This window comes from Rhodospirillales bacterium (genome assembly GCA_016872535.1).
Taxonomy (GTDB): Bacteria; Pseudomonadota; Alphaproteobacteria; order Rhodospirillales; family 2-12-FULL-67-15; genus 2-12-FULL-67-15.
Genome location: VGZQ01000001.1, coordinates 63492 through 82885, shown reverse-complemented (window position 1 = coordinate 82885; position 19394 = coordinate 63492). Strand labels below are relative to the sequence as shown.

Here is a 19394-nt window from a genome sequence, read left to right as displayed (position 1 = left end):
TATGATCGGAGGGCGATCAGGCGGCCGCGCGGATCGCGGCGGCGCGGACCCGGTCGTCGACTTGGGCTTCGAACTGGCGGAAATTGGCCTCGAAGCGGCCGCGAATTTCGCGCGCCTTTTCGTCGTACTTGGCGGGATCGCGCCACGTGGCGCGCGGGGCCAGCACGCCGGCGGGGACGCCCGGGCAGGCTTCTGGCACCAGCATGCCGAAGTTCGGATCGGGCTTGAAGGACGCGCCGTCGAGCTTGCCGTCGAGCGCGGCGGCGAGCAGCGCGCGGGTGTGGGCGATCGGCATCCGGCTGCCTTCGCCGTAGCCGCCGCCCGACCAGCCGGTGTTGACCAGCCAGCAGTTGGCGCCGTGGCGCGCCATCTTTTCGCCGAGCAGCTTGGCGTACACCGCCGGATGGCGCGGCATGAAGGGCGCGCCGAAGCAGGTCGAAAACGTGGCGGTCGGTTCCTTCAGGCCCTTTTCGGTGCCGGCGACCTTGGCGGTGTAGCCGGACAGGAAATGGTACATCGCCTGCTCCGGCGTGAGCTTGCTGATCGGCGGCATCACGCCGAACGCATCACACGTGAGCATGACGATGTTGCGCGGATGCCCTGCCATGCCGGTCGCGGACGCATTCGGAATGCGCGACAGCGGATAGGACGCCCGGGTGTTTTCGGTCAGCCGCGCATTGTCGAGATCGAGCGCACGGGTTTGCATATCCATGATCACGTTTTCGAGGATGGTGCCGAACGCGCTGGTGGTGGCGTAGATTTCCGGTTCCGCCTCGCGGCTCAGCTTGATGACCTTGGCGTAACAGCCGCCCTCGAAATTGAAAATACCGTCGTCGCCCCAGCCGTGCTCGTCGTCGCCGATCAAGGTGCGCGAGGCATCGGCCGAGAGCGTCGTCTTGCCGGTGCCCGAAAGCCCGAAGAAGATCGCGGCATCGCCCTTCGGCCCGACGTTGGCCGAGCAGTGCATCGGCAGGATTCCTTGCGGCGGCAAAAGGAAGTTGAGGATCGAGAAGATCGACTTCTTGATCTCGCCCGCGTACGACGACCCGCCGATCAGCACCAGGCGCTTGGCGAAATTGACCAGAATGAACGTTTCGGAATTGGTGCCATGCTTCGCCGGAATGGCATGGCACGACGGCGCTTGAATCACCGTGAATTCCGGCCGGAAGGAACGCAGGTCCTCGGGCTTCGGCGGGATGAACATGTTGCAGGCGAAAAGATTGTGCCACGCGGTTTCGGTGATGATGCGGACCTGCAGACGGAACTTCGGGTCGGCCCCGGCATAACAATCGCGCACGAACACGTCCCGGCCCGACAGATGATCGAGCATGTGGCGATGAAGGGCGTCGAAGCGTTCCGGATCGAACGGGCGATTGACCGAGCCCCACCAAATGTCGGCCTTGGTCGACGGTTCCTCGACCACGAACTTGTCGTTGGCGGAACGGCCGGTGTGATGGCCGGTATGGGTCACCAGGGCGCCGCCCTGGGATAGGGCCCCTTCGTGGCGGCGCAACGCTTCCTCGACCAGCATCTCCGGCGTCAGGTTCCAATGTTCGACGGCGAGGTTGCGCAATCCGAACTTATCCAGGCCATAACCGCTGACGACCGGGCCGATTTCCCGCATGGGTTGGATCCGTTTTCTTGACGTTGTTGACCGCGAGACCGGCGCCGCGGCGAACCGCGCCCGACCGACCCTCCCTTCCAAGCGGGCCGCAGGCACGATAACCACCGGTTCGGGCAGGGAGCAACCCCTCCTTCGGGTAACCGGCCGAGGCGGGGAGGGTGGCGGTTCTACTTACGTTTTTTGGTGTTCCGAGGTTTCTTATTTTTCTTGAGGGCCTTGCTTACGGCGGGGCCCGGCCGGCGGTTCGGTGACCGGCGCCCGGCGCGAGCCTCGGTCGCCAATGCCACCAGGGCTTCGCGCACTTCGCCCGCAGCGCCGACCGGTTCGGAGAAGTCGAGCCGGGCGAATCGGGACCCGCGCCGGAGATCGATTCCGTCGGGGTCGAGCCCGGCGAGCGTCCAACCTTTCTCCCGTCGGCCGAGAAGACGCCGGGCATAGAGGTCGACGGCTTCGCCGTGGTCGGCGTTCATGTGGGCGAGCACGCTTTCCTCGCACGCGGCGATGGCGGCGACCGACGGGGCCGGCGGCGCGATGCGGGGTCCTTCGACCCAGACCGCGCGCGCGAACCCGCCGACGTAATGGGCGCGCTCGACCATCATGCGGAAGAAACGGAAGTCGCCGAACCCGGCGTAGCGTTCGGCGCCGGGGTGGCGGGCGAGAAATCGTCGCCGCGCGTTCCGTTCGTCCTCGCCTTCCGCGCAAGGCGCGATCCGGCCCATCAACGTGACACGGGGCCCGGTTTGGGGATTGGCGCGCCGGCTTGCCGCTTCGATCAACAACGCGGCGCGGGGATCGCGCGCCAGGTTCCGGGTGTGGTCGGAAAGGGCGGAAAACAGAAAAATCGGGCTGGCGTCGGTACCCCATCCGACCGTGACCAGCGACGCGTACGGATGCCCCGCCTCGGCGTTTGTATCGCGATCCGCCTCGGCCAAGGCCGTCGCAAGGGTGCCGCAGCGCGCCCGGCGGACCAGCCGGCGAACCGTGAGATCCAATCTGAGACGCGGTTCGGACATGACCGGCGTGGCTATGCACCTGTGCCGAGACTATAATTTCCCGCGAAACGAGACGTCAATCACGCCCGCTGGAACCCCACCACCATGAGCCAAACCGTTGCCTTGGTCGACGACGACCGCAACATCCTTGCGTCCGTGAGCATGGCGCTGGAGGCGGAAGGATTTCGCGTGCGCACCTATACGGACGGCGCCGAGGCGCTGGCCGCGCTCGAGCGCCAGCCGCCGGACCTCGCGATCCTCGACATCAAGATGCCGCGCCTCGACGGCATGGAGCTGCTCAAGCGACTGCGCCAGAAAAGCACGCTGCCGGTCATTTTCCTCACCTCGAAGGACGAGGAGATCGACGAAATGATGGGATTGCGCATGGGCGCGGACGACTACATCACCAAGCCGTTCTCGCAGCGCCTGCTGATCGAACGCATCCGCGCCGTGCTGCGTCGGCGCGAGGCGCAAGGCGGAACTCCATCGAGCGGCATTCTCAAGCGCGGCGATCTCGAACTCGATTCGCAGCGCCATTCCTGCCACTGGAAGGGGCAGGAGGTGGATTTGACGGTGACCGAATTCCTGCTTCTCCAGGCGCTCGCCCGCCGCCCCGGCCACGTCAAGAACCGCGATCAGTTGATCGACGAGGCCTACGGGCAAAGCGTTTTCGTCGACGACCGCACCATCGACAGCCACATCAAGCGCATCCGGCGGAAATTCCGCGAGCGCGATCCGTCGTTCGCGGAGGTCGAAACGCTCTACGGCATCGGCTATCGCTACAAGACCGCCGAATAGGTCGCGGATGAATTCCGCTCTGTCGTCGCCATCGCCCAGGCGTTCCCGGCTTTCCCCGATCACCCGGCGCATTCTCGCCGTCAATGTCTTCGCGCTGGTGATCCTGGTGGGCGGGCTTCTGTTCCTCGGCCAATACCAGCGCAGCCTGGTGCAGACCGAGCTGTTCGCGCTTCAGCTTCAGGCCGACACCTACGCCGCCGCCGTGGCCGAAGTGGCGATCACCGTCGATCAATTCGCGAGCGAGGAAATGGTGCCGGAACTGGCGGCGCGCATCATCCGGCGCGTGATCGAAACGACGGACGCGCGCGCCCGGCTTTATCACGCCGACGGAGAACTGGTCGCCGACAGCCGGGCGCTCGGCTTGGCCGGAAACCGCGTCGTGATCGAGGAACTGCCGCAGCCCGGCGAGGCGCCGCCGCGGCTTCTGGGTCGCGCCTTGGAAATCTACCACCGCGCCCTCAGCCGCCTGTTCGGCCTGGAGCCGATGGAGGCCTACCAGGAATCGCCCAATCCGCGCGCCGAGGATTACGCCGAGGTCGTCGCCGCCCTCGGCGGCGACGGGGAACGCGCGGTGCGGATCGCCCCGGACGGCGGGTTGATTCTCAGCGTCGCGGTGCCGGTGCAGCGCTACAAAAAAGTGCTCGGGGCGCTGTTGCTCAGCAAGGATTCGGCCGAAATCGACGCCGCCATGTACGAGGTCCGCCTCGATATCCTGAAGATGTTCGGCGTCGCGCTGGCGGTAACGGTGCTGCTGTCGCTCTATCTGGCGGGGACCATCGCCCGGCCGCTGCTGCTGCTGGCGGCGGCCGCGCGCCGGGTGCGGGGCCGGGTGCACGAACGCCACGGCATTCCCGATTTCGGGCGGCGCAACGACGAGATCGGCGAGTTGGCCGCCAGCCTGCGCGAGATGAACGAAGCCCTGTGGCAGCGGATGGACGCGATCGAAAGTTTCGCCGCCGACGTCGCCCACGAGATCAAGAACCCGCTCACCTCCATCCGCAGCGCCGTCGAAACGCTGCGGCGGGTGGACGACTCGGGGCAGCGGGAAAAGCTGATGGCGATCATCGCCGACGATATTCAGCGCCTGGATCGCCTGATCAGCGACATCTCCGCCGCGTCGCGCGTGGACGCGGAATTGTCGCGGGCCAAGCTGGAACCCGTGCGCCTCGATCAATTGCTGCGAACGTTGGTCGAGGTCCACCGCGAAACCCGGAGCGGCGGCGGCGTGGCGCTCGCGCTCGATATTCCCGGCGACGCGCCGCTCGCGGTGCGCGGGGTGGAAGGCCGGCTGGTCCAGGTGTTTCGCAACCTGATCGCCAACGCGGTGTCGTTCAGCCCGCCCGGCGGGACCATCACGCTCGCCGCGCGGGCGGAAAACGGGATGGTGGTCGCCACCGTCGAGGACGAAGGGCCGGGCATCCCCGAGGGATCCGAGGACGCCATTTTCGGGCGCTTCTACAGCTCCCGCCCCGAAGGCGAGAAATTCGGCATCCATTCGGGTCTCGGCCTCAGCATTTCCCGCCAGATTGTCGTCGCCCACGGCGGCAGCATCCGCGCCGAAAACCGCCGCGACGGCGCCGGCCGGATCCTGGGCGCGCGCTTCGTCGTCGCGCTGCCGGCGGCGTAACCCTTTCCCGCGTTGACAAGGCTTCTTTTCACCCCCCACGCTGTCGCCCTCATGCCGTCGTCCTCCTCTTCGTCCCGGCAGATTCATGGAACCGTGGTCGCGCTTGCCGGCCAAGGCGTGCTGCTGCGCGGACGGCCGGGTTCGGGCAAGTCCGATCTCGCGCTGCGCCTGATCGAACGCGGCGGGCGTCTGGTCGCCGACGACCGGGTCGATCTCACGCTTCGCCGCGGCCGCGTCGTCGCCGCCGCGCCGCGCGCGCTCGCCGGCCTGATCGAGGCGCGCGGCGTCGGCATCGTTGCCGTTCCCCGCCGCGCGCGCGCGCCGCTCGCGCTGGTGGCGGATCTGACCGATCGCGCGCGGGTGGAGCGGATGCCGGCGCCGGACCGCTGCGTTCTGCTCGGCGTTTCGCTGCCGCGCCTGCGTTTGGCGCCGTTCGAGGCCTCCGCGCCGATCAAGCTGCGTCTCGCGCTTGCGGGTATTCGGCGGAAGGGAAGACGTCGTCCATGACCCGGCGTCCCATAACCCGACGCCCGTCGCCGCGCCCGGTCGTGCTCGTCACCGGCATATCCGGCGCGGGCAAAAGCTCGGCCCTCAAGGCGCTGGAGGATCTGGGTTTCGAGACGGTCGACAACGTGCCGCTCGGGTTTCTCGCGGGGCTGGCGGCGCAGGCCTCCAAATCCGCGCCGCTCCGCCCGCTCGCGGTCGGGATCGACGTGCGCACCCGCGATTTCGATTCGCGCGCGCTGCTGGCCCAGGCGCGCGCGCTCGCCCGCACCACGGCGGGCAAGGCGACGCTCGTTTTCATGGATGCGGCGGACGAAGTGTTGCAGCGGCGTTACGCCGAAACGCGCCATCGCCATCCGCTTGCCGGTTCGGGCCCGCTGCTCGACGGCATCCGGCGCGAACGGAAACTTCTGCGCGCCGCGCGCGCGCGCGCCGACCTGGTCGTGGACACGAGCGAATTCGGTCCGGGCGAGCTCAAACATGTGTTGGCGGGCCGCTTCGGCGCCGGCCGAGGCGCCGGCATGGCCGTGTTCGTGACCTCGTTCGCGTACCGCAAGGGATTGCCGCGCGAGGCCGATTTGGTCTTCGACGTCCGGTTCCTGCGCAACCCGCACTACGTGCCCGCGTTGAAACCGCTGACGGGACGCGACCGGAAGGTCGCCGACTACATCCGCCGCGACCGGCATTTTCCGGACTTTTTCCGCCGCCTGATTCTTCTTCTGGAACCGCTTCTGCCCCTCTATGCTTCCGAAGGGAAGAGTTACCTCACCATCGCGGTCGGTTGCACCGGCGGGCGCCATCGTTCCGTGTGCGTGGCCGAGAAATTGGCAGGCGAGTTCGCAAAAAGAAAGATTCGAGTCGAGTTGCGCCATAGAGACCTGGAACCCGGCACCCCGGCGGCGCGCAATCGCCGCCCCCGGCAACGCAAGGGTTCCGGGCGGTAAAAAGGAAAGCGGCGACGATGATCGGAATGGTGCTGGTGACCCATGGCCGCTTGGCCGTCGAATTGCTCGCCGCGCTCGAGCATATCGTCGGCGCCCAGACCCAGGCGGCGGCGGTGAGCATCGGTCCCGACGACGACATGGACGCCAAGCGGGCCGAAATCCTGCAGGCGGTCGCCCGCGCCGATTCCGGCGACGGCGTCGTCGTGCTGACCGACATGTTCGGCGGCACCCCGTCCAACCTCGCGATTTCGATCATGGACAAGGCGAAGGTCGAGGTCATCGCCGGCGTCAATCTGCCGATGCTGATCAAGCTGGCCGGCGCGCGCAAGACGGAGACTCTTCTCCAGGCGGCGATCAGCGCGCAGGACGCCGGTCGCAAGTACATCAACGTCGCGTCGCAGCTGTTGACGCGGGATCCCCCCTGAGCGAAGCGGCCCGGGGCGCGGGGAAAGCCATCGCCATGAACAAGGAGCGATCTCCGGCGCGCCAGGGCGATGCGCTTCGCCGCACGGTCGTCGTCCGCAACCAGCGCGGCCTGCACGCGCGCGCGGCGGCGAAATTCGTCAAGTTGGCGTCCCAGTTCGACGCCGACATCCGGGTATCGCGCGCGGGACAGACGGTATCGGGCGGCTCGATCATGGGCCTGATGATGCTGGCGGCGGGCCCGGGCACGGACGTCGAGATCGAGGCGCGCGGACCGGCGGCGGCGGCCGCGTTGCAGGCGGTCGTCGCGCTGGTCGAAGCCGGGTTCGACGAAAAGGATTGACCGCCCATGTCGTCGGCCATGTCATCGGAACGCCGGCCGGAGCGGAGCTTCAAGGGCCTCGGCGTGTCGCCCGGCATCGCCATCGGCCCGGCCTACGTGCGCGCGAGCGGCTCGGTCGAGGTGCCGACCTACGCGATCGCCGCGCGCGCGGTCGAGGCCGAACTCGCCCGCCTCGACGCCGCCGTCGCCGCCGCCCGGCGCCAGCTCGGCCGGCTCCGGACCAAGGCCAAGAGCCTGCGCGGCGCCGCCGCCGAGGAACTGGGCCACCTGCTCGACGTCTACGCGCAGATGCTCGGCGATTCGCGCCTGCTGCGCGGGGCGCGCGGGCGGATCGAGCGCGACCGCGTCAACGCCGAGGCCGCGGTCGACGCGGAGATCGGCGAAATCGCGCGCGCCTTCGCGGCGATGGACGATCCCTATCTCGCCGCCCGGCTGGAAGACATCCGCGGCATCGGCACCCGCCTGATCCGCAACCTGACGCGCGATCCGGTCAAGCCGTTTTCGATCGCGCCCAAGGGCTCGGTCATCGTCGCCGACCTGATCACCCCGGCCGAAGCCGCGCAATTGAATCCCGAACGCGTCGTCGGCTGCGCCGCCACGGTCGGCGGCGCGGAAAGCCACACCGCGATCATGGCCCGCGCGCTCGGCTTGCCCGCCGTGCTCGGCGTCGCCGGCCTGGTGGACTACGCGGAAAACGGAACCGTCGCCATCGTCGACGGCGACGCGGGGCGCGTGATCCTCGATCCCCAGCCTTCGACGCTCGCGGCTTACGAGCGCCGGCGCGAGGAGCGGCACCGCGAGGTGCGCCGGCTCGCCCGCCTGCGCGATTTGCCGGCGGCGACCCGCGACGGCGCCGAAATCATTCTCGAGGCGAACGTGGAGCTGCCGCTGGAAATGGACGCGGTTCGCCAGGCCGGCGCCGCCGGCGTCGGGCTGCTCCGCACCGAATTCATGTTCATGAACCGCGACGACCTGCCGAGCGAGGACGAACAGACGCGCGAACTGACCCGCGTCGTCGCCGCCATGGGCGGCCGCCCGGTCACCATCCGCACCCTCGACGTCGGCGCGGAGAAACTCGCCGCCGCGCTGACCGACGGTCTCGGCGGCGGCGGGCCTTCGGCGCTGGGCCTGCGCGGCATACGCCTCTCGCTGCAAAAGCGCGATACGCTCGAAACCCAGCTGCGCGCCATCCTCCGCGCCTCCGCCCACGGGCCGGTGCGCATTCTGCTGCCGATGGTGACCACGGCGGGCGAGGTGCGCAAGACGCGCGAAATCCTGGAACAGGTCGCGCGCCGCCTGCATCGCCGGCTGCCGGACAAGGACAAGCTGCCGCCGGTCGGCGCGATGATCGAGGTGCCGGGCGCGGCGCTCGCCGCCGATTCGCTCGCCAAGGTGTGCGATTTCATCGCCATCGGCTCCAACGACCTCACCATGTACACGCTCGCCGCCGACCGCGCCAACGAAACGGTCGCGCACCTGTTCGATCCGCTGCACCCGGCGGTGCTGCGCCTGATGCAGTTCGCGTCCGAGGCCGGCTTGCGCGCCGCCATTCCGGTCAGCATCTGCGGCGAGATCGCGGGCGATCCGCGCTACACCGCGCTGCTGGTGGGCCTGGGCTTCCGCGAACTCTCCATGGCGGCGGCGAGCCTGCCGCGCGTCAAGCAGCGCATCCGCGCCATGGACTCGCTCGCCGCCCGCCACCGCGCGCTCCTGATGATGGATCAGGTCGATTCGGTCCGGATCGCCATGCTGCTCGACGATTTCAACGCGCTGCAGGAGTAGGGGTCTTTCCCGGCTTGCCGAAGGGGGGATGCCCTGCTAAACCCGCACCCCTCCCGCGACCATAGCCCCCCGCAACCGGAATCTCCGCCATGCCCACCGCGCCCGATTACGTGATCAAGGACCTCGCCCTCGCCGATTGGGGCCGCAAGGAAATGAATATCGCCGAAACCGAGATGCCCGGCCTGATGGCGATCCGGCGCGAATACGGTCCGGCCAAGCCGCTCAAGGGCGCGCGCATCGCGGGCTCGCTCCACATGACCATCCAGACCGCGGTCCTGATCGAGACGCTGCAGGCGCTTGGCGCCGATATCCGCTGGGCGTCGTGCAACATCTATTCGACCCAGGACCACGCCGCGGCGGCCATCGCCGCCAAGGGCACGCCCGTGTTCGCGGTCAAGGGCGAATCCCTGGTCGATTATTGGGATTACACCCACCGCATCTTCGAATGGGCCGACGGCGGCGCGCCCAACATGATCCTCGACGACGGCGGCGACGCCACGCTCTTGATGCACCTCGGCTCGCGCGCGGAAAAGGATATTTCGGTCCTCGCCAAGCCGACGAGCGAGGAAGAAGAAGTTCTCTTCGCCGCCATCAAAAAGCGCCTGGCGGAGAAGCCGGGCTGGTATTCGGCCACCGCCAAGCACATCCGCGGCGTGACCGAGGAAACCACCACCGGCGTCCATCGCCTGTACGAGATGGAAAAGAAGGGCACGCTGCTGTTCCCCGCCATCAACGTCAACGACTCGGTCACCAAATCAAAATTCGACAACAAGTACGGCTGCCGCGAAAGCCTGGTCGACGGCATCCGCCGCGCCACCGACGTGATGATGGCGGGCAAGGTCGCCGTGGTCTGCGGCTACGGCGACGTCGGCAAGGGCTCGGCCGACAGCTTGCGCCACGCCGGCTGTCGCGTGCTGGTGACCGAGGTCGATCCCATCTGCGCGCTGCAGGCGGCGATGGAAGGCTTCGAGGTGACGACCATGGAAGACGCCGCCCCGCGCGCCGACATCTTCGTCACCGCCACCGGCAACATCGACGTCATCACCGTCGATCACATGCGGACGATGAAGGACCGCGCCATCGTCTGCAACATCGGCCACTTCGATTCGGAAATCCAGGTGGCGGGCTTGCGCAATTACAAGTGGCACAACGTCAAGCCGCAGGTGGACGAAATCGAGTTTCCCGACGGCAAGCGCATCATCCTGCTCGCGGAAGGAAGGCTGGTGAACCTCGGCTGCGCCACCGGCCACCCGAGCTTCGTCATGAGCGCCTCCTTCGCCAACCAGGTGCTCGCCCAGATCGAGATCTGGACCAACGGCGCCAAATACCAGAAGAAAGTCTACGTGCTGCCCAAGCACCTGGACGAAAAGGTCGCGGCGCTGCACCTCGACAAGCTCGGCGCCAAGATCACCAGGCTCACGCCCGCCCAGGCCAATTACATCGGCGTCGGCGCGGCCGGCCCGTTCAAGTCGGACGCCTATCGCTATTAAACCGCCAGCACGCGGGTCCGGTTGCGATCGAGAAAGAGAGAGACGCGGTCGTCTTTCTCGAAACCCGGCTCGCCCGGATCGTGGCTGGAATCGACCAGGATGTCGTGGCCGTTGACGCGCACCGCGTAGCGGACGTGGCTGCCGAGGAATTCGCGGTGCGCGACCGTGCCCTCGAAACGGACGCGGCCGTCGGGGGCGGCTTGGGCCGGGGCGGCGATGGTCAGGCTTTGCGGCCGGAACAGGAGCGCGCACGCCGCGCCCGCCGCCGGCGCCGCCGCCGCGACCGGAACGACCAGTCCGCCGGTCGAACGGAAGGCGGTTTCGCCCGCGCTTCGTTCGATCGCGCCGTCGAGCAGGTTGGCGGTGCCGAGGAACTTGGCGACGAAGCGGTTGACAGGATTGTCGTAAAGCTCGATCGGCCGGCCGACCTGCTGGATCACGCCGGCATCGAGCACGGCGATGCGGTCGGAAACGGTGTTGGCCTCTTCCTGGTCGTGGGTGACGAACACGGTGGTGAGGTCGAGGCGGCGCTGCAACTCGCGGATTTCGCGGCGCATCGTCACGCGCAAATTGGCGTCCAGGTTGGAGAGCGGCTCGTCGAGCAGCAGCACGCGCGGCCGGATGACGATGGTGCGCGCCAGCGCCACCCGCTGCTGCTGGCCGCCCGACAGCTGCGACGGCCGCCGTTCGCCGAATTCGGTGAGCCCGACCAGCTTGAGCGCCCAATCGACCCGCTCGCGGATTTCGTCTGCGGGCAGGCGCCGCTCCTCCAGCCCGAAGGCGACGTTCTTGCGCACGTTCAGGTGCGGCCAGAGCGCGTAGCTCTGGAATACCATGCCGACGTTGCGGGTCCAGGGAGGCTGACGGGTCACATCCTCGTCGCCGATGAGGATACGCCCGTCCGGCGGCGGTCCGAAGCCGGCGATAGCGCGCAGCAAGGTTGATTTGCCCGATCCCGACGGCCCGAGGAACGCGAAAAACTCGCCCGGCGCGATTTTCAGGCTCACGTCCTTGATGACGACGTTTTTGCCGAACGCGATCCGGACCCGATCCAGGATGATTCCGGCGGCGCGCGGCGCGGGTTGGGTATCCGGCTTCATGGCGCGGTCATTGTATGGGACCGGCTGCTTTCCTCGATGACGCGGTGGGAAAGATACGTCGCCAGGCCGACGATCACCACCGCGATCACGCCGAGCGCCGCGCCGGCGCCCCGGCCCGCCGGAGTTTGCATGAAGACATAGATGCCATAGGAAAGCGGTGCGTCGGTTTCGCTCGTCACCAGCATGATGGTGGTGGACAGTTCGACCGCCGCGGTCGCGAAACTGGTGACGAAGCCGGCGAGTATCGCGCCCAGCATCAGCGGCACGACAACGCGCTTGATCGTGCGCCATTTGGTGGCGCCGAGGTTTTCGGCCGATTCCTCGAGCGCCTCGCTCACCTGATGAAGGCCCGCGCTGCAGGCGCGGAGCGCGTAGGGCAGGCGCCGCACCGAAAGCGCGATCGCCAGGATCACCCACCAGGAGGCGAGCGATTGGCCGCTCCACGGCAACTGAAAATCGTAAAACGTGCGCAAATAGCCGATCCCGAGCACCAGGCCCGGAATGGCGATCGCCGACATGGCGACGTAATCGAGCCAGCGCCGGCCGGCCAAATCGGTGCGCATGACGATGTAGGCGATGGCGGTGCCGAGCACGACGTCGATCAGGGCCGCGACCGACGAATAGAGAAGGGTGTTGGTGATGAACTGCGGCGAGGTTTTGAACACCTCGGCGTAGTGGGCCATGGTGTAGGCGTCCGGCAGCGGCGCGAACGACCAAACGGTGCCGAAGGAGAGCAGCAAGAGGCCGATGTGCGGCGACAGCACCACCAGCAGGATGAAGGCGACCACGGCGTAGCAGCCGACCTGCTCCCACGGGCGCAGGTCGCGCTTGCTTAACCCCCCGCCGCCCTTCTGCGTGGTGGCGTAGTCCTTGCCGCGCAGCGTCAACAGCGCGCCCCAAACCGCGCCGAGCGAAAAGACGACCAGCAATACCGAGATCACGTAGCCCATCGGGTCGTTGATGCCGATGGTGGTGATGCGCAAGTACCCTTGCGGCGCGAGCATGTTGTTGACGTTGAGCAACAGCGGCGTGCCGAGGTCGTCGAACACCTTGAGGAACACAATCGAGGCGCCGGCCACGTATCCGGGCATGGCCAGCGGAAAGACCACGCGCCGGAACAGACGGAAACCGTGGGCGCCGAGGTTCTGCGCCGACTCCTCCATGGTGCGGTCGATGGTCACCAGGCTCGCCGACAGGTTGATCAGGATGAACGGGAAATAATGGATGCTTTGCACGAAGATGACGGCGTTAAGTCCCCGCATGAACGGGACGTTGATCCCGAACCAGTCGCCAAGCAGCAGATTGAGCGTCCCATTCGACCCGAAGATCATCTGCATCGCCACCGCGCCGACGAACGGGGTCATGATCAGGGGAATAAAGCCGAGGCTCTGGATCAACACCGCGCCCTTGAAATTGAAGCGGGTGGTGAAATAGGCGAGCGGCAGCGCGATCAGCGTCGAGCAGATCACCGCCATGCCCGCTACGTAGATCGAATTCCAGAACGATTCCAGGAACAGCGACGTGTTGAAGAAGTCGACGAAGTTGATCAGGGTGAAAGCGCCGGTGTGCGGGTCGAGAAAAGCGACGAAGATTACGCGCACGACCGGGATCACCAGAAACACGAGCAAAAAAACCGCGACCGCGAGCGCGACCGTAGCGCGACCCCACTGGATGCGCGGGCGGGCGACAGTAATGACGGCGTCGGTCATGCGCGCGGGCGGCCGTTCTTTCCAATGGTCGGGCCTGCGCCGATCGCCTCGCGGCAACCGGCGCGGTCCCGGTGAACGGCAACGCTACAGCATCTTCCGCGCTTTTTCCGCCAGATCCTTGGCCTTGGCGTAATTCGCCTTGGCGAACGCGTCCCAGCGTTCCTCGATCTGGGCCTGGCGCTCGGCCGGCTTCTGCCCCTTTTCGACCGGCTTGAACGCGCCGGCGAGCTTGGGGTCGTTGGCTTCCGCCTCCTTGATCGGCATGGCCGCGATCAGGGAGCGCGCCTCGGCGATCATCGCCTTGGCCGCCGCGTTCGGTTTCTTGGCGAGCGCGGCTTCGGCTTCGTGGATTGCCTTGGTCGCCGCCTTGAGGTCGTTGAGGCGGAAGGTGATGATTTGGTCGAACAAAGAATTGACCAGGTTGTAGCGGCCTTCCGAAAGAACGGTGTCGAACTTGACCGCCGCTCCGATCGAGGAATCCTTGAACGGATTGGGCATGCCGGCCGGCGCCTGGGCGTAGGCCGCGGGCAGCACCGGCAAGCGCATGATGCCCTTGTCGAACAGGATTTCCTGGCCTTCGGGCGAGAGCAGAAATTCGATGAACGCTTCCGCCGCGCGCGGGTGCGGCGCGTTCTTGACGATGCCGACATTGGCCGGCACCAGGGTGGTCACCGTCGGGTAGACGAACTCGACCGGAAAGCCGCTCGCCGCCGAGGAGAATCCGAAGAAGTCGATGACGATGCCGATGCCGAAGGTGCCGCTGTTGACGCCGTCGGGCACGCCGAAGCTGCGTTCGGTGACCTGCGCGAAGTTGCCGGCCATCGCCTTGACCGTCGCCCAACCCTTGTCCCAGCCCTCGCCCTGCAGGATGGTTTCGATGGTCAGGTGCGTGGTGCCGGAACGCGACGGCGCCGAAATCGCCACGTGATCGAAATAGACCGCTTTTTCGAGGTCCGCCCATTCCTTCGGCGCCGGAAGCTTCTTCGCCGCCATGTAGCGGGTGTTGTACATGATGCCGTAACCCGACGCGGCGAAACCGGAATAGAACCCGTCCGGGTTGTGGACCGGGAACGCGCCGATCTTGGCGGCGATGCCGGCGGCCTTCGGCCGGTAGGGCTGCAGCAGCTTTTCGTTCTTGAGCACTTCGAACGCGTCCGGCGCCGAAGCCCAGAACAGGTCGGTCTGGTTGTTGGACGCGGTTTCCTGCAGGAACTTGATGCCGGCGTTGGTCTGTTTGTTGAGCACCTCGACCTTGGTGCCGGGGTATTTCTGCTGGAACGCCTTTTGATAAGGCGCGGTCAGGTCCTTCGAAAACGACGTCACGATGACGACCTTGTCCTCGAGTGCGGCGGCCGACACGGACCCGGCCAGGAACGCCGTTGCGGCGGCAAGCCCGGCCAACGCGCGACGGAAGCGGTTCGACATGACGGCTTCTCCCTACGTTCAAAGAAGGTTCGAAACGGACCCCGCGCGTATTGGACCGAATCGGCGCTCGGGTGTCCAGTCTCGAAGCGTTACGAGCCGTGGAAGACCTTGGGAACGCCCAAGATCTTGACCGGATCGTCGCCGGCCTTGAGTTGCATCAACTTCAGCAACTCGGGACGGATTTGCTCCCACTGTTCGCGCGCCAGCGCCTTGCCGGGTTCGGTCTTGGCCTCTTCGAACAGGCGGAAGAACACGTAATAGACCACGTGCGCTTCCTCGACCGCCCCCTTGGCGCCCCAACGCTTGGCGGCGAGCGTGCGCCACTTGCTGCCGTCGGGCACGACCGATTCCGGCGCGAACTGGGAAATCAAATCCGCGTCGTGGGCGATGCGGGCGATATCGCCTTCCGGTTCGGGGTAGAGGGCCTCCCACGCGGCCTTGCGTCCGGCGGCGTCGTCGATCGACTGGCGGAAGTACCAGTAGCCGGTGGAGTGGCCGACGATCGCGGCCTGCACGCGGTCGATGTCCTTGGCCGAGAAGCCGTCGACGGTTTTCAGGATTTCGCCCGCGGCCAACGCGCTGGTCAGATGATGCACGAGGGCACGATTGCCGCCGACCTTGGGATTTTTGAGCACCGCCTCGTCCGCCCAGAAACGCGGCGCGTCCTTGAAGTAGCCGGCCTGCCTGAGGCGGGCGACCATGGCCGCGGTCTCGCCGAACACTTTCGGGTTGGTCAGTACGGCGTCCTTTTCCTCCTTGTCGATGTTGTGGAGGATGTCGGTGACGACCGCAAGCCGGCGCTCGGCCGTGGCGAGCTTGCTGTCGAGCGCCATCTTGTAGGCGAGCGCCGAACAGATGCGGTTGTGCAGGATATCCTGTTCCGGTTCCTTCATCTGGCGGACCGAAACTTCGATCATGCGGTCCATGACCTTTTGCGCGTCGGGGAACTCCTTGAGATAGGCCTGCTCCCAGGCGAGATACGGTTGACCCAGTTCGTACTTGTCCTGGCTCGCGGCGAAAGCCGGACCCTGCGTGAGAAGCGCGAGTACCGCGCCCAGCGCGACGACGGTTTTCATGACGTTCTCCATCGATGGAATCGGGATTTTAAAAATAATAAATCGCCGATCGGGCGGCGGCATTGACCTGCGTCAACCCGATTCGCCTTGACACCAGGATGTTCCGGCCACGGCGTGTTCCCGGGAAGCCCGGCTTGGCGCGCCATCCGGCTCGCGGCTTGGCCCCGAATCCGCAATCCCACTAAGATTCCCGGCCATGACGGGGGCCGAAAACCTGCTCTATCCGGCGCTGACGGCGGGGATCGCGCTGCTGATGGGCGCGCCCGCCGTTCTTTATTACAAGCGCGCGGCCGAGCGGGCGTCCAACCGGGCCCTGCTCGCCGCCGAGGACGCCGACCGGGCCCGCGCGCTGCTCGCCGCTTGTCCGGACGCGAGTTTCGTGTTCGAGGGCGCGCGCGGCACCGAATTCTGCTCGCGCCGCTTGGCGCGGCTGCTCGGCCTCGGCGCCGACGGGCACGCGCTCCGCTTCGCCGACGTGCTGGCCGCGCTTCCCCCCGCCGACGCCGAAACGCTCGCTCGCGCGACCGAACGCCTGAGGAGCGACGGCACGATTTTCGATACGGTGGTCACGCGGGGCGGCATTCCGATCGCGGTCGCGGGCACCCGCGCGCGCGACGCCGGCGGCGGCACGGTCGCCGATTCGCTTTGGTTCCGTCCGATGCCCGGAACGCCCGCGCCCTCGACCCCGGCGTCCGAAGCCGCGCCGTCTCCGGCGGCCGAGGGCGAAACCTTCGCCGCCGACATCCTGGAATCGCTCGCGACCCCGGTCGCCGTGTTCGCCGCCGACGGCCGGCTCGCCGCGTGCAACGCCGCCTGCGCCGGGTTGTGGCGGCTCGAACGCCGGTGGCTGGAAACCGGCCCGCATCTGGGCGAAGTCCTGGAGGCGCTGCGCGCGCGCCGCCGTCTGCCGGAAGTTCCCGATTTCCACGCCTACAAGGCCGAACAACTGGCGCTGCTGCGTCTCGCCCAACCGGCGCAACCCGCCTTGATCCATCTTCCCGACGACACGGTGTTGTCCATGCGCGCGAGCCCGCGCCAGGGCGGCGGCGCGGTGTTCGTCTACGAGGACGTGACCGGGGAGCTTGCGTTGAAATCCTCGCTCAAGACCGCGACCCGGGTCCAGGACGTGACCCTCGACAACCTGCACGAGGGCGTCGCCGTGTTCGGCGCCGACGGGCGCCTGAAGCTCGCCAACCGCGAATTCGCCCGGCTTTGGAACTTGAAACCGGAATCCCTCGCCGCCGGCCTGCGGCTCGCCGATTTCATCGAGGCGATGCGCCCCTTCCGCCGCGACGTGGAGGATTGGCCGGCGTTCGCCGAACGGCTCGCCGGGCGGCTGCTGTCGCGGCGCAAGGGCGAGGGGCGGATCGAGCGCTCGAACGACACGGTGATCGATTACGCGACCGTGCCCCTGCCGGACGGGGCCGTGCTGCTCGGCTACCTCGACGCCACCGACCGCGCGCGCACCGAGGAAACGCTGCTCGAGCGCGCGCTCGCCTTCGAGGAGGCGGCGCGGCTGAAATCCCAGTTCATCGCCAACGTCAGCCACGAAATCCGCACGCCGCTCACCAGCGTGATCGGCTTCGCCGAGACGCTCGACGCCGGCTACTTCGGAACCCTCAACCCCCGGCAGACGGAATACGTCCGGCACATCCACGAATCGGCCCGCGGCCTGATGGAGGTGGTGAGGGACATTCTCGATCTCGCCTCGATCGAAGCGGGCACGCTGGAGTTGGAGCTCGACGCGGTCGACGTTCACGCCATGCTGGTCGCGGTGCTGAATCTGGTGCGCGAGCGGGCGCGAAAGCGGGATTTGCGCCTGGAATTCGACGCGCCGCACGACATCGGCTGGCTCCGGGCGGACGAAAAGCGCCTCAAGCACGTTCTTTTCCATCTGCTCAGCAACGCCATCGCGTTCACGCCGCCGCGCGGCGGCGTGCGGCTGCTCGCCGCGCGCGAAGGGGACGAAATGGTCTTCGCCGTCGCCGACACCGGCGTCGGTATCCCGCTCGCGGACCTGGAGCGGGTGCATAAGGCGTTCGAAAAGGTGGTGCCCGTCCGCCCGGCGGGCGTCGGCAACGCCGGGGCCGGCGGCGCCGGAACCGGTAACGCCGGAACCGGTGGGGCCGGACTGGGGCTGACCCTGGTGCGGCGCCTGATCGAACTGCACGGCGGCACGTTCGAACTGAAATCGCTGCCCAATCGCGGCACCACTGCCACCTGTCGGATTCCCGCCGGCGGCGCGAAAGCCAAGGACGCGTTCCAGATGTAAAGACGGCGCGACCGCTTCAGCGCCAAGGCATCCAGCCGCCGATGCCGAGCCAGAGGGCGGCGAACGACATCGACAACAGCGTCATCGGCACGCCGGCGCGGGCGAAGTCGCGAAACGTCAGCGCCACGCCCGCGACGGCCGCCCGTTCGGCGACGATGAGGTTGGCGAGGCTGCCGACGATGAGGAAATTGCCGGCGAGCGTCGACAGCAGCGCAAGACCGTAGAGCGCGCCCGGACTCGCGTCCGTCCACACCGCCATCAACAGGATCACCGCCGGGACGTTGCCGATGCCGTTGCTCAACACCAGCGCGAGCGGCGCCAGCACCGCGATGTTATCGGGCAAAAGCGCGCGGGCCCCGAGCCAGGCGAGGCCGTCCGCCGCGAGGCCGGTGCCGGCGAAAGCAGCGGTTACCGTGAACAAACACGCGAACAGCAAAAGCAGATGCCAATCGACCGCGCCGATCATCGCGCGGCTGGCCATCGTTCGGCTCGCGAGCAGCAGCGCGGCGATGGCGAGCGCGCCGATTTCGCGCGGAACCGGCGTGAGAAACAGGGCGACGAGGGCCAGCGCGGCGGCCAAGCCCTTCGCCGTCTGCCAACGATCGAATTCGGGCAACGGCGCGGCCGCGGGTTCGACGCCGCCCGCCGTCGCGAAGGATTCGCGCCAGACGAAACGGGTCACGGCGAACACGACGGCCATCGCCATCAGCGCCGGAACGCCGCAGGCGGCGATGAATTCCCAGAAATCGAGGCCGCCCAGCTGCCCGATCAGGATATTCTGCGGATTGCCGATGATGGTGGCGGCCGAGCCGGCGTTGCTGCCGCCCGCGAGGCCGACGAGGAAGGGCCTGGGATCGAGACCGCGCGCCTTGAGCCCGGCGCACAAAAGGGGAGTCATGGCGTAAACCACGATGTCGTTGGCGAGCACCGCCGAGAGCGCGCCGGCGACCGCGACCGTGAGGCCGAGAAGGACGGTCGGCGAGGCGCGCGCCCCGGTGACGGCGGCGGCGCAGACGTCGTAGAACCCGGCGCCCGCGAACTGGGCGGACAGCAGCATCAAGGCGAACAGCAGAAGAAGTGTCGGCGCGTCGACCGCGCGCCCGATCGCCGCGACGTCGGTCGCGCCGAACGCGAGCAGGGCGGCGACCGCCATCAGCGCGATGCCGGTGCGGTCGATCTTGAGGCCGGGCACCCGCCCGAACGCCATGCCGGCGTAGGTGGCGAGAAAGACAACGACGATCAGGACGTGCGATCGGTCCATATGCCGGCCGGAGGATATCCGTCC

At 67.4% G+C, this 19394-nt stretch carries 16 protein-coding genes; 9 read left to right on the top strand and 7 right to left on the bottom strand.

Features of this window, described 5'->3' with window-relative positions:
* Positions 1–16: 16 nt before the first annotated feature.
* Together FJ311_00410 and FJ311_00405 are read right to left on the bottom strand one after the other, a co-directional pair.
* The gene (locus FJ311_00410) at positions 17–1624 is read right to left on the bottom strand and encodes a phosphoenolpyruvate carboxykinase (protein ID MBM3949899.1); all 1608 of its coding nucleotides are present in this window, start codon (positions 1622–1624) and stop codon (positions 17–19) included.
* Positions 1625–1791: 167 nt separating this feature from the next.
* Positions 1792–2637, bottom strand: a complete 846-nt coding sequence (locus tag FJ311_00405; protein MBM3949898.1) for a DUF2470 domain-containing protein — start codon at positions 2635–2637, stop codon at positions 1792–1794.
* 84 nt (positions 2638–2721) lie between these two features.
* On the opposite strand from FJ311_00405, the gene FJ311_00400 reads away from it, so the two are divergent.
* The 8 genes from FJ311_00400 (at position 2722) to FJ311_00365 (ending at position 10527) form a co-directional block, all read left to right on the top strand.
* Positions 2722–3414, top strand: a complete 693-nt coding sequence (locus FJ311_00400; protein ID MBM3949897.1) for a response regulator transcription factor — start codon at positions 2722–2724, stop codon at positions 3412–3414.
* Between the two features lie 7 nt (positions 3415–3421).
* The gene (locus FJ311_00395) at positions 3422–5041 is read left to right on the top strand and encodes a HAMP domain-containing protein (protein MBM3949896.1); all 1620 of its coding nucleotides are present in this window, start codon (positions 3422–3424) and stop codon (positions 5039–5041) included.
* A 51-nt stretch (positions 5042–5092) separates the two neighbouring features.
* Positions 5093–5548 (top strand): hypothetical protein, encoded by a 456-nt coding sequence (locus FJ311_00390; protein MBM3949895.1) that lies wholly within the window; start codon positions 5093–5095, stop codon positions 5546–5548.
* Positions 5545–6489, top strand: a complete 945-nt coding sequence (gene rapZ / locus FJ311_00385) for an RNase adapter RapZ (protein ID MBM3949894.1) — start codon at positions 5545–5547, stop codon at positions 6487–6489. Before FJ311_00390 ends, rapZ begins: the two co-directional genes overlap by 4 nt.
* A gap of 17 nt (positions 6490–6506) precedes the next feature.
* On the top strand, positions 6507–6914 hold the full coding sequence (locus tag FJ311_00380; protein ID MBM3949893.1) for a PTS sugar transporter subunit IIA: 408 nt from the start codon (positions 6507–6509) through the stop codon (positions 6912–6914).
* 35 nt (positions 6915–6949) lie between these two features.
* Positions 6950–7255: an HPr family phosphocarrier protein gene (locus FJ311_00375; protein MBM3949892.1), complete on the top strand. Its 306-nt coding sequence runs from the start codon at positions 6950–6952 to the stop codon at positions 7253–7255.
* A 6-nt stretch (positions 7256–7261) separates the two neighbouring features.
* The gene (gene ptsP / locus FJ311_00370) at positions 7262–9037 is read left to right on the top strand and encodes a phosphoenolpyruvate--protein phosphotransferase (GenBank protein MBM3949891.1); all 1776 of its coding nucleotides are present in this window, start codon (positions 7262–7264) and stop codon (positions 9035–9037) included.
* An 89-nt stretch (positions 9038–9126) separates the two neighbouring features.
* Positions 9127–10527 carry an adenosylhomocysteinase gene (locus FJ311_00365; GenBank protein MBM3949890.1) on the top strand — a complete coding sequence of 467 codons (1401 nt, stop codon included), beginning with the start codon at positions 9127–9129 and terminating at the stop codon, positions 10525–10527.
* On the opposite strand, the gene FJ311_00360 is transcribed toward FJ311_00365, so the two are convergent.
* The 4 genes from FJ311_00360 to FJ311_00345 all read right to left on the bottom strand — a co-directional run bounded on the left by FJ311_00360 (position 10524) and on the right by FJ311_00345 (position 15837).
* The gene (locus tag FJ311_00360) at positions 10524–11627 is read right to left on the bottom strand and encodes an ABC transporter ATP-binding protein (GenBank protein ID MBM3949889.1); all 1104 of its coding nucleotides are present in this window, start codon (positions 11625–11627) and stop codon (positions 10524–10526) included. The genes FJ311_00365 and FJ311_00360 overlap by 4 nt on opposite strands.
* Positions 11624–13336, bottom strand: coding sequence for an iron ABC transporter permease (locus FJ311_00355; GenBank protein ID MBM3949888.1), 1713 nt, complete (start codon positions 13334–13336; stop codon positions 11624–11626). The genes FJ311_00360 and FJ311_00355 overlap by 4 nt, the downstream gene beginning before the upstream one ends.
* 84 nt (positions 13337–13420) lie before the next feature.
* Positions 13421–14761: an extracellular solute-binding protein gene (locus FJ311_00350; GenBank protein MBM3949887.1), complete on the bottom strand. Its 1341-nt coding sequence runs from the start codon at positions 14759–14761 to the stop codon at positions 13421–13423.
* An 89-nt stretch (positions 14762–14850) separates the two neighbouring features.
* The gene (locus FJ311_00345; protein ID MBM3949886.1) at positions 14851–15837 is read right to left on the bottom strand and encodes a hypothetical protein; all 987 of its coding nucleotides are present in this window, start codon (positions 15835–15837) and stop codon (positions 14851–14853) included.
* Positions 15838–16033: 196 nt separating this feature from the next.
* On the opposite strand from FJ311_00345, the gene FJ311_00340 reads away from it, so the two are divergent.
* Positions 16034–18109, top strand: a complete 2076-nt coding sequence (locus FJ311_00340; protein ID MBM3949885.1) for a PAS domain-containing protein — start codon at positions 16034–16036, stop codon at positions 18107–18109.
* A 16-nt stretch (positions 18110–18125) separates the two neighbouring features.
* On the opposite strand, the gene FJ311_00335 is transcribed toward FJ311_00340, so the two are convergent.
* Positions 18126–19370, bottom strand: coding sequence for an anion transporter (locus FJ311_00335; protein ID MBM3949884.1), 1245 nt, complete (start codon positions 19368–19370; stop codon positions 18126–18128).
* Positions 19371–19394: the final 24 nt, after the last annotated feature.

What these genes read in the sequence shown, in the direction of transcription:
- FJ311_00400 (MBM3949897.1), top strand. Translation starts at nt 2,722, where the DNA reads ATGAGCCAAACCGTTGCCTTGGTCGACGACGACCGCAACATCCTTGCG.
- FJ311_00405 (MBM3949898.1), bottom strand. Translation starts at nt 2,637, where the DNA reads ATGTCCGAACCGCGTCTCAGATTGGATCTCACGGTTCGCCGGCTGGTC.
- FJ311_00375 (MBM3949892.1), top strand. Translation starts at nt 6,950, where the DNA reads ATGAACAAGGAGCGATCTCCGGCGCGCCAGGGCGATGCGCTTCGCCGC.
- rapZ (MBM3949894.1), top strand. Translation starts at nt 5,545, where the DNA reads ATGACCCGGCGTCCCATAACCCGACGCCCGTCGCCGCGCCCGGTCGTG.
- FJ311_00410 (MBM3949899.1), bottom strand. Translation starts at nt 1,624, where the DNA reads ATGCGGGAAATCGGCCCGGTCGTCAGCGGTTATGGCCTGGATAAGTTC.
- ptsP (MBM3949891.1), top strand. Translation starts at nt 7,262, where the DNA reads ATGTCGTCGGCCATGTCATCGGAACGCCGGCCGGAGCGGAGCTTCAAG.
- FJ311_00350 (MBM3949887.1), bottom strand. Translation starts at nt 14,761, where the DNA reads ATGTCGAACCGCTTCCGTCGCGCGTTGGCCGGGCTTGCCGCCGCAACG.
- FJ311_00345 (MBM3949886.1), bottom strand. Translation starts at nt 15,837, where the DNA reads ATGAAAACCGTCGTCGCGCTGGGCGCGGTACTCGCGCTTCTCACGCAG.
- FJ311_00365 (MBM3949890.1), top strand. Translation starts at nt 9,127, where the DNA reads ATGCCCACCGCGCCCGATTACGTGATCAAGGACCTCGCCCTCGCCGAT.
- FJ311_00355 (MBM3949888.1), bottom strand. Translation starts at nt 13,336, where the DNA reads ATGACCGACGCCGTCATTACTGTCGCCCGCCCGCGCATCCAGTGGGGT.
- FJ311_00395 (MBM3949896.1), top strand. Translation starts at nt 3,422, where the DNA reads ATGAATTCCGCTCTGTCGTCGCCATCGCCCAGGCGTTCCCGGCTTTCC.
- FJ311_00390 (MBM3949895.1), top strand. Translation starts at nt 5,093, where the DNA reads ATGCCGTCGTCCTCCTCTTCGTCCCGGCAGATTCATGGAACCGTGGTC.
- FJ311_00335 (MBM3949884.1), bottom strand. Translation starts at nt 19,370, where the DNA reads ATGGACCGATCGCACGTCCTGATCGTCGTTGTCTTTCTCGCCACCTAC.
- FJ311_00360 (MBM3949889.1), bottom strand. Translation starts at nt 11,627, where the DNA reads ATGAAGCCGGATACCCAACCCGCGCCGCGCGCCGCCGGAATCATCCTG.
- FJ311_00340 (MBM3949885.1), top strand. Translation starts at nt 16,034, where the DNA reads ATGACGGGGGCCGAAAACCTGCTCTATCCGGCGCTGACGGCGGGGATC.
- FJ311_00380 (MBM3949893.1), top strand. Translation starts at nt 6,507, where the DNA reads ATGATCGGAATGGTGCTGGTGACCCATGGCCGCTTGGCCGTCGAATTG.